This is a genomic window from Pseudomonas sp. GW821-FHT09A09 (assembly GCF_059418405.1).
The window spans coordinates 1-12182 of the sequence record NZ_JBWKPU010000010.1 but is presented as its reverse complement, the minus strand read 5'-3'; the positions used below and the strand labels follow the sequence as shown (position 1 = coordinate 12182).

The 12182-nt window shown below is 62.8% G+C and carries 12 protein-coding genes; 8 read left to right on the top strand and 4 right to left on the bottom strand.

All coding sequences use genetic code 11. The annotated features are described in order from the left end of the window. The first annotated feature begins 11 nt into the window (after positions 1-11). Positions 12-812, top strand: a complete 801-nt coding sequence (locus AC07OV_RS10770) for an alpha/beta fold hydrolase (protein WP_176998287.1) — start codon at positions 12-14, stop codon at positions 810-812. Between the two features lie 86 nt (positions 813-898). Here AC07OV_RS10770 and AC07OV_RS10765 read toward each other — a convergent pair whose 3' ends face one another. Together AC07OV_RS10765 and AC07OV_RS10760 are read right to left on the bottom strand one after the other, a co-directional pair. After that, complete coding sequence (locus AC07OV_RS10765) at positions 899-1687, bottom strand: aldolase (protein WP_176998286.1); 789 nt, start codon at positions 1685-1687, stop codon at positions 899-901. Between the two features lie 3 nt (positions 1688-1690). Further along, positions 1691-2395 carry a haloacid dehalogenase type II gene (locus tag AC07OV_RS10760; RefSeq protein ID WP_495092201.1) on the bottom strand — a complete coding sequence of 235 codons (705 nt, stop codon included), beginning with the start codon at positions 2393-2395 and terminating at the stop codon, positions 1691-1693. 115 nt (positions 2396-2510) lie between these two features. Between AC07OV_RS10760 and AC07OV_RS10755 the strand changes: the two genes are divergently transcribed. From AC07OV_RS10755 to xylB, 6 genes are all read left to right on the top strand, one after another. After that, positions 2511-3368: a LysR family transcriptional regulator gene (locus tag AC07OV_RS10755; RefSeq protein ID WP_494998674.1), complete on the top strand. Its 858-nt coding sequence runs from the start codon at positions 2511-2513 to the stop codon at positions 3366-3368. 131 nt (positions 3369-3499) lie between these two features. After that, positions 3500-5032 carry a sugar ABC transporter ATP-binding protein gene (locus tag AC07OV_RS10750; protein ID WP_495092200.1) on the top strand — a complete coding sequence of 511 codons (1533 nt, stop codon included), beginning with the start codon at positions 3500-3502 and terminating at the stop codon, positions 5030-5032. Continuing rightward, positions 5025-6002 (top strand): ABC transporter permease subunit, encoded by a 978-nt coding sequence (locus AC07OV_RS10745; protein ID WP_176998280.1) that lies wholly within the window; start codon positions 5025-5027, stop codon positions 6000-6002. The genes AC07OV_RS10750 and AC07OV_RS10745 overlap by 8 nt, the downstream gene beginning before the upstream one ends. 34 nt (positions 6003-6036) lie before the next feature. After that, the gene (locus tag AC07OV_RS10740) at positions 6037-6969 is read left to right on the top strand and encodes an ABC transporter substrate-binding protein (RefSeq protein ID WP_495092199.1); all 933 of its coding nucleotides are present in this window, start codon (positions 6037-6039) and stop codon (positions 6967-6969) included. 24 nt (positions 6970-6993) lie between these two features. Beyond that, on the top strand, positions 6994-7995 hold the full coding sequence (locus AC07OV_RS10735) for a LacI family DNA-binding transcriptional regulator (protein ID WP_495092198.1): 1002 nt from the start codon (positions 6994-6996) through the stop codon (positions 7993-7995). 7 nt (positions 7996-8002) lie between these two features. Next, positions 8003-9463, top strand: coding sequence for a xylulokinase (gene xylB, locus AC07OV_RS10730; RefSeq protein ID WP_495092197.1), 1461 nt, complete (start codon positions 8003-8005; stop codon positions 9461-9463). Between the two features lie 227 nt (positions 9464-9690). Here the strand turns inward: xylB and AC07OV_RS10725 are convergent, their stop codons facing one another. Further along, positions 9691-10539, bottom strand: a complete 849-nt coding sequence (locus tag AC07OV_RS10725) for an NmrA family NAD(P)-binding protein (RefSeq protein WP_495092196.1) — start codon at positions 10537-10539, stop codon at positions 9691-9693. 100 nt (positions 10540-10639) lie between these two features. Then, positions 10640-11080: an Lrp/AsnC family transcriptional regulator gene (locus AC07OV_RS10720; RefSeq protein WP_176996152.1), complete on the bottom strand. Its 441-nt coding sequence runs from the start codon at positions 11078-11080 to the stop codon at positions 10640-10642. Positions 11081-11189: 109 nt separating this feature from the next. Here AC07OV_RS10720 and AC07OV_RS10715 point away from each other — a divergent pair, with 109 nt between their 5' ends. Continuing rightward, on the top strand, positions 11190-12095 hold the full coding sequence (locus AC07OV_RS10715; protein ID WP_495092195.1) for a DMT family transporter: 906 nt from the start codon (positions 11190-11192) through the stop codon (positions 12093-12095). Positions 12096-12182: the final 87 nt, after the last annotated feature.

Here is a 12182-nt window from a genome sequence, read left to right as displayed (position 1 = left end):
AGCAAATGCCCATGAAAACCTTCAAGTTCTCCCGTGTTGCCGCCGCCCTGTTCACCGGCGCACTCGCCCTTGGCGCTGCCTCTGCCAGCTTCGCCGATACCCAGAAAGCCACCGTGGTGCTGGTGCATGGCGCCTTCGCGGACGCCTCCAGCTGGAACGGCGTGATCGCCGGGCTCAAGGCCGAAGGTTATCCGGTGGTTGCTGTGGCCAACCCGCTGCGCAGCGTGAAGACCGACTCTGACTATGTGGCCGATATCGTCGAACACACCCCCGGTCCGGTGATCCTGGTTGGCCATTCCTACGGTGGTTCGGTGATCACTAATGCCGTACACGGCAGCGACAAGGTCAAGGCCCTGGTGTATGTCGCCGCCTTCGCCCCGGAAAAGGGCGAGACCGCCTTTGAACTGTCTGGCCGCTATCCGGGCGGCACCCTGGGGCCGACCCTGGACAAACCGGTGGTGTCCGGGGACGGCGTGACCGACCTGTATATCCAGCAGGACAAGTTCAACAGCCAGTTCGCCGCCGACGTTGCGCCGAAGGACGCACAACTGATGGCTGCCGGTCAGCGTCCGATTACCGAGGCCGCACTGAAGGAACCATCGGGTGATCCGGCGTGGAAAAAACTGCCGTCCTACTTCATATACGGTTCAGCCGACAAAAATATTCCCGAGGCTGCGCTTAAATTCATGGCGGACCGTGCCGGCTCCAAGGAAACCATCGACATCAAAGGCGCCTCCCACGTGGTGATGGTCTCCAACCCCGCGCGAGTGGTGGCAATCATCAACGATGCGGCCAAGGCCAATGCTCAATGAAGTAGGCCCCTCAAGCCCACGGCCTGAAACCCGATGCCGCATTCTGTCTGACAGGATGCGGCGTTTTCATTGGGGCGGGCTCGCACCTATCGATCAAAATGCGAACCGCGCAACTTCAATCGGCGCATCGCACTGTCCAGGTGGGCCCGCGCGCTGGCCGGGTCACCTTCGCGCATCTGTGAGGAGGCCAACTTTGCCACCTGTGGATCGATCGGTTTTAGCACCCCGCCGCAGGCCATGGCCTTGAGTTGTACCTGGGCGGCACGTTCCAGGTAATACAAGTCATCCCAGGCTTCGGCGATGTTGGGCGCGGTTACCATCACGCCGTGGTTTTTGAGGAACAATACGTCGGCGTCGCCCAATTCCGCTGCAATGCGCTGGCCTTCACGGTTGTCCAGGGCCAGGCCGTTGTAGTGCTCATCCACCGCCGTGCGCCCGTAGAACTTCAACGCAGTCTGCCCCAGCCACAGTAGCGGTGGGCCTTGCAGCAGGCACAGCGCAGTGGCATTGGGCATATGGGTATGGAACGCTGCCTTGATGCGTGGCTGCTGCTGGTGCAGTTGGGCGTGGATGTAGAACGCAGTGGCTTCCGGCGTACCGTCGCCATCAATCACGTTGCCGGCGTAATCACACACCAACAGATGCGAAGCGGTGATTTCCTCGAAGGCATAGCCGAACGGGTTGACGAAGAACAACCCGTCATGCCCCGGCACCGTGGCCGAAAAGTGGTTGCAGATGCCTTCTTCCAGGCCATGCAGCGCCGCCAATTGCAGGCAGGCGGCGAGCTCTACCCGGGCTTCGATGGCGGCAACCGTGTCGAGGTTGAAGCGCCCGGCGTGGGGGCCGAGCGAGGAGGGTGTGAACGTGTGGGCCATGGCTTACCACCCCAGGGACTTGAACAGCTCGGGCACGCCGTCGAGGGTTGGCAGGGTTGCGTCCGGCGTGTAGTCGGCGAGCAGTTGCCGGCCGGTGCCACGGTCGATCCACACGCAGCGAAAGCCGATATCCCGCGCGGCGGCGTGGTCCAAATGCGGGCTGGCGCAGATGTGCACCACCTGGTCGAGGCTCACCCCAAGTTGCGCATGGGCATGGTCGAACAAGCGGCGATCCGGCTTGTAGGCTCCCGCCTGCTGCGCGGTGATTACGCGGTCGATATACCCACCCAACTGCGCGACATTGCCGGCAATCACGTCATCGTCGGTATTGGAGACGATGCACAGTTTGTAACCCTGCTGCTTTAACTGCTTGAGCGTGCCCAGCACCTCGGGGAACGGCGGCATGGCACCGATGCTGTCGGTCAGGATCACGGCATCGTCAGGGCTGGCGCTCAGGCCCAGTTCTTTGAGCGCCAACTGCAGACTCAGCCCGGCCAAGGTGCGGAAGCTGCGATGGGGCGGCGTTTGTTCCAGCGCGTGTTCGTGGTGGTCGTAGACGCTGATCAGGGTCTCGCGGTCCACCTGGTGGTCGCCCTTGGCCTCCAGGATCCGGTCGACGGCGGCGCGCAGGCCTTCATCCCATTGGATCAATGTGCCGTAGCAGTCAAAGGTCAGCCAGAGCGGGCGAGGGGAGTGTTCGAGCGGCATGGGGTTCACCTGTTGCGTCGTGAGTGATGGAGACAGCATAGAAAGCGTGGCTGTCAGTTGGAAATTAAATTAACCTCTGCATCACAGTTGAATAGTCGATATGAAGGCCGCCGCCATGTTTGATCTGGAACTGCTGCAAACCCTGGTCTGTGTCGTGGACGAAGGCAGCTTCACTCGCGCCGCCGAGCGGGTGCACCGCACTCAATCCACGGTCAGCCAGCAGATTCGCAAGCTGGAAGAGAGCGTTGGGCACGTGTTGCTGGTGCGTGATCGCTCTGGCCAGCACGTCAGCCCTACCGAACAGGGCGAGTTGCTGACCCATTACGCCCGCCGCCTGTTGAACCTGTCCCTCGAAGCGCGAGATGCGTTGAATACCGAAGCCAAAGTGGTGCCCGTCAGGTTAGGCGTGCCGGAGGACTTCGACGCGACGCGCATGGCCTCGATCCTCTCCGGATTTGTTCGTGCACGCCCGCAAGCGCGACTGGAAACAGTCAGCGGCATGAGTACCGACCTGCGCCGGCAACTGGAAGCGGGCGAGATCGACATTGCCTTGGTCAAGCGCGAAGTCGGCAGCGGCGAGTGCCATGCCAGCTGGCCGGAGCCTCTGGTGTGGGTGTGTGGCGATGGCCAGGATTTGCACGCCGAAACTCTGCCGCTAGCGCTGTTTCCCCAAGGTTGCATCTACCGCCAACGCGCCATTCGCACATTGGACAAGGCGCGACGCAGTTGGCGCGTGGCGTTTGGCAGCCACAGTCTCACGGGTATCCAGGCGGCGGTGACGTCGGGTCTCGGTATCAGCATCCTGCCCGTCAGCGCCGTACTGCCCAGTCATCGGGTGTGTACAGAACTGCCACCTGTGCCGCCGTCGGAACTCGCGCTGATCAGCGCGGGCACGCGACTGAGCGAGACCCACCGGGGGCTGATCAAGTGCCTGAGCGAAGCGGTTTCATCCTCGGCGACATTTAACGGGTAACGCCAATAACGTTTTGATGAAACGTTTAATCAAACGATAAACGGCACACGCAAGCGCTTGCGTAAGGAAATGTAACTGGCATAGAGTCGGCAGCACTCGACAACAAAAATAATAAAACCAGGAGCTCATTCATGAGCCTTGAACCCTTGCTTGAGATGCAGGGCATCAGCAAAACCTTCAACGGTGTGCGGGTGCTCAAGTCAGTCGGCCTGAAGGTCTACCCCGGCGAAATCCACGCCTTGATGGGGGAGAACGGCGCCGGCAAATCCACGCTGATGAAAATCCTTTCCGGCGCCTACCAGGCTGACCCCGGTGGTCAGATCCGCATCGACGGCCAGCCCGTCGCCACCTTCGACCCCGCCAGCGCCAAGACCCACGGCATCGCCGTCATCTACCAGGAACTGAGCCTGTGCCCCAACCTCAGCGTGGCCGAGAATATCTACCTGGGCCGTGAACTGCGCCGTGGCTGGACCATCGACCGCAAAGGCATGCAGGCCGGTTGCGTAGAGGTGCTGCAACGCCTGGGCGCCGAGTTCAAACCGTCGACGCCGGTCAGCAGCCTGTCGATCGCCGAACGCCAGTTGGTGGAAATCGCCCGTGCCTTGCATGGCAACGCCAGGATCCTGGTGATGGACGAACCCACCACGCCGCTGTCCTCCCGCGAGACCGACCGCCTGTTTGCGCTGATCAAGCAACTGCGCAGCCAGGGCCTGGCGATCATCTATATCAGCCATCGCATGGCCGAAATCTATGAGTTGTCCGACCGCGTTTCGGTGCTGCGTGACGGCCAGTACATTGGCGAGTTGACCCGCGACGCGCTGTCGGCCGAGGTGCTGGTGAAAATGATGGTGGGGCGCGACCTGTCAGGTTTCTACAAGAAGGAACACGCCGCCTACAACCCCGGAGACGTGGTGATGCGCGTGCGCGACATGGCCGACGGCAAGCGCGTGCGCCACTGCAGTTTTGACCTGCACGCCGGTGAAGTGCTGGGCATCGCTGGTTTGGTCGGGGCAGGGCGCACCGAGCTGGCGCGGCTGATCTTCGCCGCCGACCCACGCACCAGCGGCACCCTGGAAGTGGTGGGCAAGACCGTCACCCAACTGCGCACCCCGGCCGACGCAATCCGCGCAGGCGTGGTGTACCTCACCGAGGACCGCAAGGCCCAGGGCCTGTTCCTCGACATGAGCGTGGCCGACAACATCAACGTCTGCGCCTGTGTGCCGGATGCCCATGCCGGTGGCGTGCTCGACCGCCAGCACGCGGCGCAGCGCTCCAGGGATGCGATCCAGTCACTGTCGATTCGTGTGGCGTCGGGCAAGGTCAACGTCGGCGCCTTGTCGGGCGGCAATCAGCAAAAGGTGCTGTTGGCGCGCTTGCTGGAGGTCAAGCCTCACGTGTTGATCCTCGACGAGCCCACCCGTGGCGTGGACATCGGCTCCAAGTCCGAGATCTACCGCATCATCAATCAACTGGCGCTGGCCGGCGTGGGCATCGTGGTGATCTCCAGCGAGCTGCCGGAAATCATCGGCACCTGCGACCGCGTGCTGGTGATGCGCGAAGGCCAGTTGGTGGCCGAAGTCGGCGGGGCATCGGGCCACGCCATTTCCCAGGAACGCATTATTGACCTCGCCACCGGTGGCGATCAGGTGGTTGCCCATGGCTGAGTTGAACATTGCTCCAACAGGTAAGGCAGAGCGCGCACGTGAACTGATGCGCACGGTGGGCATGTTGCCGGTGCTGGTCCTGTTGCTGGTGGGGTTCGCCCTGGCCAGCGAGAACTTCATGACCGTGCAGAACCTGTCGATCATCACCCAGCAGGCCTCGGTCAATGTGGTGCTGGCGGCGGGCATGACCTTTGTGATCCTCACGGCAGGTATCGACTTGTCTGTCGGTGCGATCCTGGCGGCGTCCGCTGTGGTGGCGCTGCAGGTATCGCTGTCGCCGCAGTTCGGCATGTTCGGGATTGCTGCGGGTATCGGCTTCGGCCTGTTGCTGGGCCTGGTCAATGGCGGACTGATCGCGTTCATGCGCCTGCCGCCGTTCATTGTCACCCTCGGCGCGCTGACCGCCATGCGCGGCCTTGCGCGCCTGCTGGCCGACGACAAAACCGTGTTCAACCCCGACCTGCCGTTTGCCTTTATTGGCAACGACTCGATCCTCGGCGTGCCGTGGCTGGTGGTCATCGCTGTGGCCGTGGTGGTGCTGTCGTGGTTCATCCTGCGCCGTACCGTGATGGGTGTGCAGATCTACTCGGTGGGTGGTAACCCGGAAGCGGCGCGGCTGTCGGGGATCAAAGTGTGGAAAGTGCTGCTGTTCGTCTACGCCATGTCCGGCGCCCTGGCCGGGCTGGGCGCGGTGATGAGCGCCTCGCGCCTGTTCGCCGCCAACGGCCTGCAATTGGGCCAGTCCTATGAGCTGGATGCAATTGCTGCGGTCATCCTGGGCGGCACCAGTTTTACCGGTGGCGTCGGCACCATCGGCGGCACGCTGATCGGTGCCCTGATCATCGCGGTGCTCACCAACGGCCTGGTGCTGCTGGGGGTGTCGGACATCTGGCAGTACATCATCAAGGGCATCGTGATCATTGGCGCGGTGGCGCTGGATCGCTATCGCCAGTCCGGTGCGCGGACCTGAATCGACTCCCCTAACAATCACAAGAGAGACCGGTATGAACCTAAAACGCATCTTTCCCGTTGTCGCCTTGGCTGCCCTGATGTCCCAGGCCGTAGACGCCCGCGAACTCAAGGCCCTGGGTATCAGTATGGGCTCGCTGGGCAACCCGTATTTCGTAACCCTGGCCGATGGCGCAACCGCACGAGCCAAGGAGCTGAACCCCAACGTCAAGGTCACCTCGGTGTCGGCGGACTATGACCTGAGCAAGCAGTTCTCGCAGATCGACAACTTCATTTCGTCCAAGGTTGATCTGATCCTGCTCAACGCGGTGGACCCGTCGGCCATGGCGTCGGCGATCAAGAAAGCCCGTGACGCGGGGATTGTGGTGGTGGCGGTGGACGTGGACGCCAAGGGCGTGAACGCCACGGTGCAGACCGACAACGTCGAAGCCGGCAAGTTGGCCTGCCAGTTCCTGGTGGACAAGCTCTCGGGCAAGGGCAACGTGATCATCCAGAACGGCCCGCAAGTCACCGCCGTGACCGACCGCGTGAAAGGTTGCAAAGCCGCCCTGGCCAGTGCGCCAGATATCAAGGTGCTGTCCGATGACCAGGACGGCAAAGGCTCCCGCGAAGGCGGCCTGAACGTGATGCAGGGTTACCTCACGCGCTTCCCGAAAATCGACGGCTTGTTCGCGATCAACGACCCGCAAGCCATCGGCAGTGACCTGGCGGCCAAACAGCTTAAACGCAGCGGCATCCTCATCACCTCGGTGGACGGTGCGCCGGACATTGAAAACGCGCTGAAGACCCAAACGCAGATTCAGGCCTCCGCCAGCCAGGACCCGTGGGCCATGGCGCAGACCGCCGTGAACGTAGGCAATGACATTCTGAATGACAAGGCGCCGGCCGAAGCGGTTACCCTACTCACGCCAAAACTGATCACCCGCGACAACGTCGGTACGTACAGCGGCTGGTCGAGTAAACATTGATTCACTGAGCGGGGTAGCAGCGTCGTGGTCACCATGGATGACGTGGCAAGCAGGGCGGGGGTGTCGACGTCGACGGTGTCCCATGTGTTGAACGGCACCCGCAAAGTCAGCCCGGCCACCGTGCAGGCGGTCCAGCGCGCGATCCAGGAACTGGGTTACATCCCCAACACCCTGGCGCGCTCGCTGGCCCGTTCAAGCACCAGCACGATTGGCGTGGCGATCTCGGCGCTGTCCAACCATTACTTCAGCGAAACCGTGCATGCGATCGAAACCGAATGCGCGCGGCACGGTTACATGATGTTGTTTGTCGACCCCCACGACGACCCGGAGCAGGAGCTACGGGTGGTCACGGCGCTGCATCATCGGCGGGTCGACGGGATCTTGCTGGCACCGTCGACCGGTTCCCGGGCCTTGGAATACTTGCAGGCCAACGAGGTGCCGACGGTGCTGGTGGACCGCATGATGAGCGAGCAGTTTGATCAGATCGGCGTGGAGAACACCGAGTCCACCCAAGCGCTGGTCAGCCATCTGATTGAACACGGCCATCGACGCATCGGCTTCATTGCCGGGCGTGCTGGGCTGGGCACCACCGATGAACGCGTGGCCGGCTACCGCCAAGCCTTGCACGCGGCCGGCCTGGCGTTTGATCCGCAGTTGCTGGTCAACGGCGGCTCCAGCAGCGAGCCGGCTCGGGCCGCCACCGCACACTTGCTGGCCCTGGAGGCACCGCCCACGGCGATCATGGCCGGCAACAACCTGATGACCCTCGGTGCGATGCACGCTTTGCGGGATGCGCACATCGAGGTACCAGGGCAAATGGCCCTGGTGGGCTTCGACGATTTTGACTGGGCGGATTTCTTCGTGCCGCGCCTGACGCTGATTGCCCAGCCGGTGCAGGCCCTGGGCACCCGCGCGGTGCATCTGCTGCTGCAACGCATGGCCTCACCCGACGCGCCGACCCAGAGCCTGCGCCTGGCACCGACCCTGCAACTGAGGCATTCATGTGGCTGTACTGGATTGGAATGATACGCGTATGAGCACACCCGTTTCCCTCGGCATAGACCTCGGCACCTCGGAACTCAAGGCTATTTTGATGGACCTTGATGGCCGCGTATTGGCCCATGCCGGCGCGCGCCTGAGCGTGTCGCGGCGCCACAGCGGCTGGTCCGAGCAAGATCCGGAGGATTGGTGGCAAGCGTGCCTGCTGGCCCTGGAGCAACTGCGTGCCCATGCAGCGTTTGCTCGCGTGGCCTGCATCGGCCTGTCGGGCCAGATGCATGGTGCGGTGTTGCTGGGGGACGATAACCGGGTGTTGTACCCGGCAATTTTGTGGGACGACGCCCGCGCCGTGGCCGAGGCCGAACAACTGGGCCCGGGCTTTGCCGATGTCACCGGTAGCCTGCCCATGGCCGGGCTGACGGCGCCGAAACTGCTGTGGCTGCAACGGCATGAGCCGCAGCTGTTCGCGGCGATTGACTGCGTGCTGTCGCCTAAGGACTACTTGCGTTTGCGCCTGACGGGCGAGCGGATCAGCGAGATGTCCGATGCGGCGGGCACGTTATGGCTGGACGTGGCGAACCGCCAATGGTTCTCCCCCATGGTGCGAGCGACGGGCCTGGCCCCGGAGCAGATGCCACGGTTGATCGAAGGCGGTGCTGCGAGTGCGCAATTGACTGCCCCCGAGCTGGGGTTGTCGACGCAGGTGGTGATTGCAGGCGGTGGCGGCGACAACCCAGTGGCCGCCGTCGGCATCGGTGCGATCAATGCCGGCGATGGTTTCATCACCCTGGGCACCAGCGCGGCGATTGTTGCGATCACCGATCATGCGGCCGGTAACCCGTCGAGTGCCGTGCACAGTTTTTGCCATGCGCTGCCAGACCGCTGGTACACCATGGGCGCGATGCTGGCGGGTGCCAGTTGCTTGCGCTGGGTAACACGGTTGACCGGCATGCCCGATGAACAGGCGCTGCTGGTACAGGTCCAGGCGCAACTGCCAATGGGCCAAGCGGTGCCTGCGTCCACGCCACTGTTTTTGCCTTACCTTGCGGGGGAGCGCACGCCGCACAATGATCCTTTGTTGCGTGGCGGGTTCATGAACCTGGGCCATGACTGCACGCCCGCGATGCTGGGTTATGCGGTGATGGAGGGGGTGGGGTTTGGTTTACTGGATGCGTTGCGCGCGGTGCAATCGGCAGGGGCCGACGTCCGCGCTTGCGCCCTGGTGGGCGGCGGCGCACGCAGTGAATATTGGGCGCAATTGCTGGCCAATATCCTGCAGCGGGAGATCTTCACCCTGCACGGCAGTGAACTGAGCGCGTGCATCGGTGCGGCGAAACTGGGCTTCCTGGCCATCGGGCAGGGCGCGGATCTGTTGCAAGCGGGAATGCCCGTGAAGGCGCGGTACGTGCCGGATACTGCGCAATACGCAGTGTTGTCGGCCCGCTACCACCAGTTCCAAGGCTTGCTCGCCGCCGCCAAAACACTGCACGAATAAACCACACAGACCAAACTGTAGGAGCCGGCTTGCCGGCGATAGCGTCAGATCAGCCACCCAATGAGTCGGCTGGACCACCGCCATCGCCGGCAAGCCAGCTCCTACAGAGTTTTAATTGAGCCGTTCACGCACCGAACTGTAGGAGCTGGCTTGCCAGCGATGGCGGAATGTCTGTCAGCGAAGATGCAAGCGGACCCACCGCAATCGCCGGCCAACCGGTGGTGGTTTTAGCGGGCCAGCTCACGCAATACCGTCAGCAGCGGTGTGCTGCCTTTGATCACATGTTCATGCTCGAAACAGATCCAGCCTTCGTTGAAACCGTCCACCATGCGCATGCGTGGCAACGGGTTTTGCGCGCCTTGCGAGCGCAGCAGGGTTTCCCAGGTATCACGCTCAACCACTTCAGCGCGTACGTCACGGTCGAGTATCTGCGCCAGCGTTTGGGCAATATCGTTGGGGCTGACCCATTGCCCCTCCAATTCCACCACTCGCTTCCCGGACCAGTCCTGCTGCAGCAGTTGCGCCGCGAGTACACCGATATCCGCCGTGGCAATCATCGGCACGGCCTTGTCCAAGGGTTGCAGGAAGCTGTGGATCATCCCGGTTTCACGGGCCGTGATCACATCGTAAGCCGCGTTTTCCATGAACCAGCCCGGGCGCAGGAAGGTCACCGGCAGGTCTAGCGCACCGAGCGCCTGCTCCATCAACGTGCGCTGGGTCAGCAGGTTGACCTGCTCGGCCTGGGCGCCAATGGTGGACAAGCACAGCACCTTCTTCGGCGCAGCGGCCTGCAATGCCTGGCTCACGGCGGCGATCACCGCACGGGCTTCCGGGAAGCCGGGCAGCGGGTCAAACCCTGGTGGCGGCAGGATGAACACACCGGTCGCGCCTTTGAAGGCGGCGCTCAGTGCCTGGGCATCTTCCATCCGGGCAAATGCCACTTCACAACCCAGATCCGCCCAATAAGCCGCCTTGGCCTCATCGCGAATCACTGCGCGAACGAGTTGGCCCGCCTTGAGGAGATTGCGTGCCAGGGCGCCGCCGACTTTGCCTGTAATGCCGGTAATCACGTACATGAGCTTTACACCTGTGGTTCCAATGAGTGGAGCCCAGCATAAAGACCGTCGACTGTTGACAGAATAGCGATCCAGTCACTGCGCAAGTGACTCAAAATCATCAATGCGCCAGCGGGGGCAAACGTCGTTTCACCGGGGTCTTCTTGACGATGGCCGTGTTGGTTTCGGCGTAGTGGTTGAGGCGGTCGAGCAGGGTGTCCAGTTGCTCCATGGTGCGCACGTGCAGGCGCGCGATGAAGCAGTCGTCGCCGGTGACCTTGTCGCACTCGGTGAACTCCGGGATCGCCTGGATCTGGCGTTCCACCTCCTGCAATTGGCCGGGCAGTGGGCGGATGCGCACGATGGCCTGCAGCAGGTAACCGAAGTGCTTGGGGTCGATGTCGACCGTGTAGTGGGTCAGTACGCCGCGTTCTTCAAGGCGGCGCAGGCGTTCCCCGACGCTGGGCGAAGACAGCCCGGTAATGCCGGCCAAGGCCTTGAGGGATAATCGCGAATCGTCCATCAGGGCGGCGATCAGTTGCTGGTCGATGGTGTCAAGCATGGTGCCCGCCTAATAAGAAAAGGTGAATCGAAGGGTTTGCCTTTTTTAGTCGCTGGAGGCGCTGCTGAGCAGATTGCCATAATTGAGCCTCACTTGAGGAGCTTCCATCGTGGACACATCTATCCGTCGCGGTTCGTGGGAAATGATCGCCGCCATGCTGATCTCCGGCACCATTGGTTGGTTTGTGCTGGTGTCGGGCGTGTCGGTAATTGAAGTGGTGTTCTGGCGCTGCGTGATCGGCGGGCTGACGCTGCTGCTGGTGTGCGCCGTGCTCGGTTACCTGCGCCTGGACCTGCTCAGTTGGGTCAAGGTCGGGCTGGCGGTGCTCAGTGGCGTGGCCATTGTGGGCAATTGGTTGCTGCTGTTCGAGTCCTACTCCCATGCGTCCATCGCCATCAGTACGGCGGTGTACAACGTGCAGCCGTTCATGTTGGTGCTGCTGGCGGCGGTGTTTCTCGGTGAAAAGATCACCGTGTTGAAGCTGGCGTGGTTGAGCGTGGCGTTCCTCGGCATGCTGGCGATCGTGACCGCCCATGGCGAGCAGCAGAGTGGCGGAGATTATCTGGCGGGGATCGCGCTGGCGTTGGGCGCGGCGTTTTTGTACGCGATTGCCGCGTTGATCATCAAGCGTTTGAAGGAGGTGCCGCCGCATTTGATGGCGTTGATCCAGGTGGCAACCGGGGCCGTGCTGCTCGCCCCCTTGGTGCCCTGGAACAGCCTGCCGGCTGCCCCCGATGCCTGGGCGGCGATGGTCACCCTGGGAATGGTGCACACCGGCTTGATGTATGTGTTGCTCTACGGCGCGATCCAGAAACTGCCGACGGCGTTGACCGGAGCCCTGTCGTTCATCTACCCGATAGCGGCAATTTTTGTCGACTGGTTTGCCTTCGGGCACCGCCTGGGCTGGCTGCAATGGCTGGGTGTGGCGGCAATTCTCTTCGCCGCCGCCGGCCTGCAACGTGGTTGGACCTGGAGCCTTGCGGTAAAAAGTCTCACCCCCTACAAACCCCAATAACCTCTGTAGTGGGGGGGGGTGGGGGGGGGGGGGGGGGGGGGGGGGGGGGGGGGGGGGGGGGGGGGGGGGGGGGGGGGGGGGGGGGGG

Excerpts from the sequence above, each read along its gene's own strand:
- AC07OV_RS10760 (WP_495092201.1), bottom strand. The coding sequence starts at position 2,395 with ATGCCGCTCGAACACTCCCCTCGCCCGCTCTGGCTGACCTTTGACTGC.
- AC07OV_RS10750 (WP_495092200.1), top strand. The coding sequence starts at position 3,500 with ATGAGCCTTGAACCCTTGCTTGAGATGCAGGGCATCAGCAAAACCTTC.
- AC07OV_RS10770 (WP_176998287.1), top strand. The coding sequence starts at position 12 with ATGAAAACCTTCAAGTTCTCCCGTGTTGCCGCCGCCCTGTTCACCGGC.
- AC07OV_RS10755 (WP_494998674.1), top strand. The coding sequence starts at position 2,511 with ATGTTTGATCTGGAACTGCTGCAAACCCTGGTCTGTGTCGTGGACGAA.
- AC07OV_RS10720 (WP_176996152.1), bottom strand. The coding sequence starts at position 11,080 with ATGCTTGACACCATCGACCAGCAACTGATCGCCGCCCTGATGGACGAT.
- AC07OV_RS10740 (WP_495092199.1), top strand. The coding sequence starts at position 6,037 with ATGAACCTAAAACGCATCTTTCCCGTTGTCGCCTTGGCTGCCCTGATG.
- AC07OV_RS10725 (WP_495092196.1), bottom strand. The coding sequence starts at position 10,539 with ATGTACGTGATTACCGGCATTACAGGCAAAGTCGGCGGCGCCCTGGCA.
- AC07OV_RS10765 (WP_176998286.1), bottom strand. The coding sequence starts at position 1,687 with ATGGCCCACACGTTCACACCCTCCTCGCTCGGCCCCCACGCCGGGCGC.
- AC07OV_RS10745 (WP_176998280.1), top strand. The coding sequence starts at position 5,025 with ATGGCTGAGTTGAACATTGCTCCAACAGGTAAGGCAGAGCGCGCACGT.
- xylB (WP_495092197.1), top strand. The coding sequence starts at position 8,003 with ATGAGCACACCCGTTTCCCTCGGCATAGACCTCGGCACCTCGGAACTC.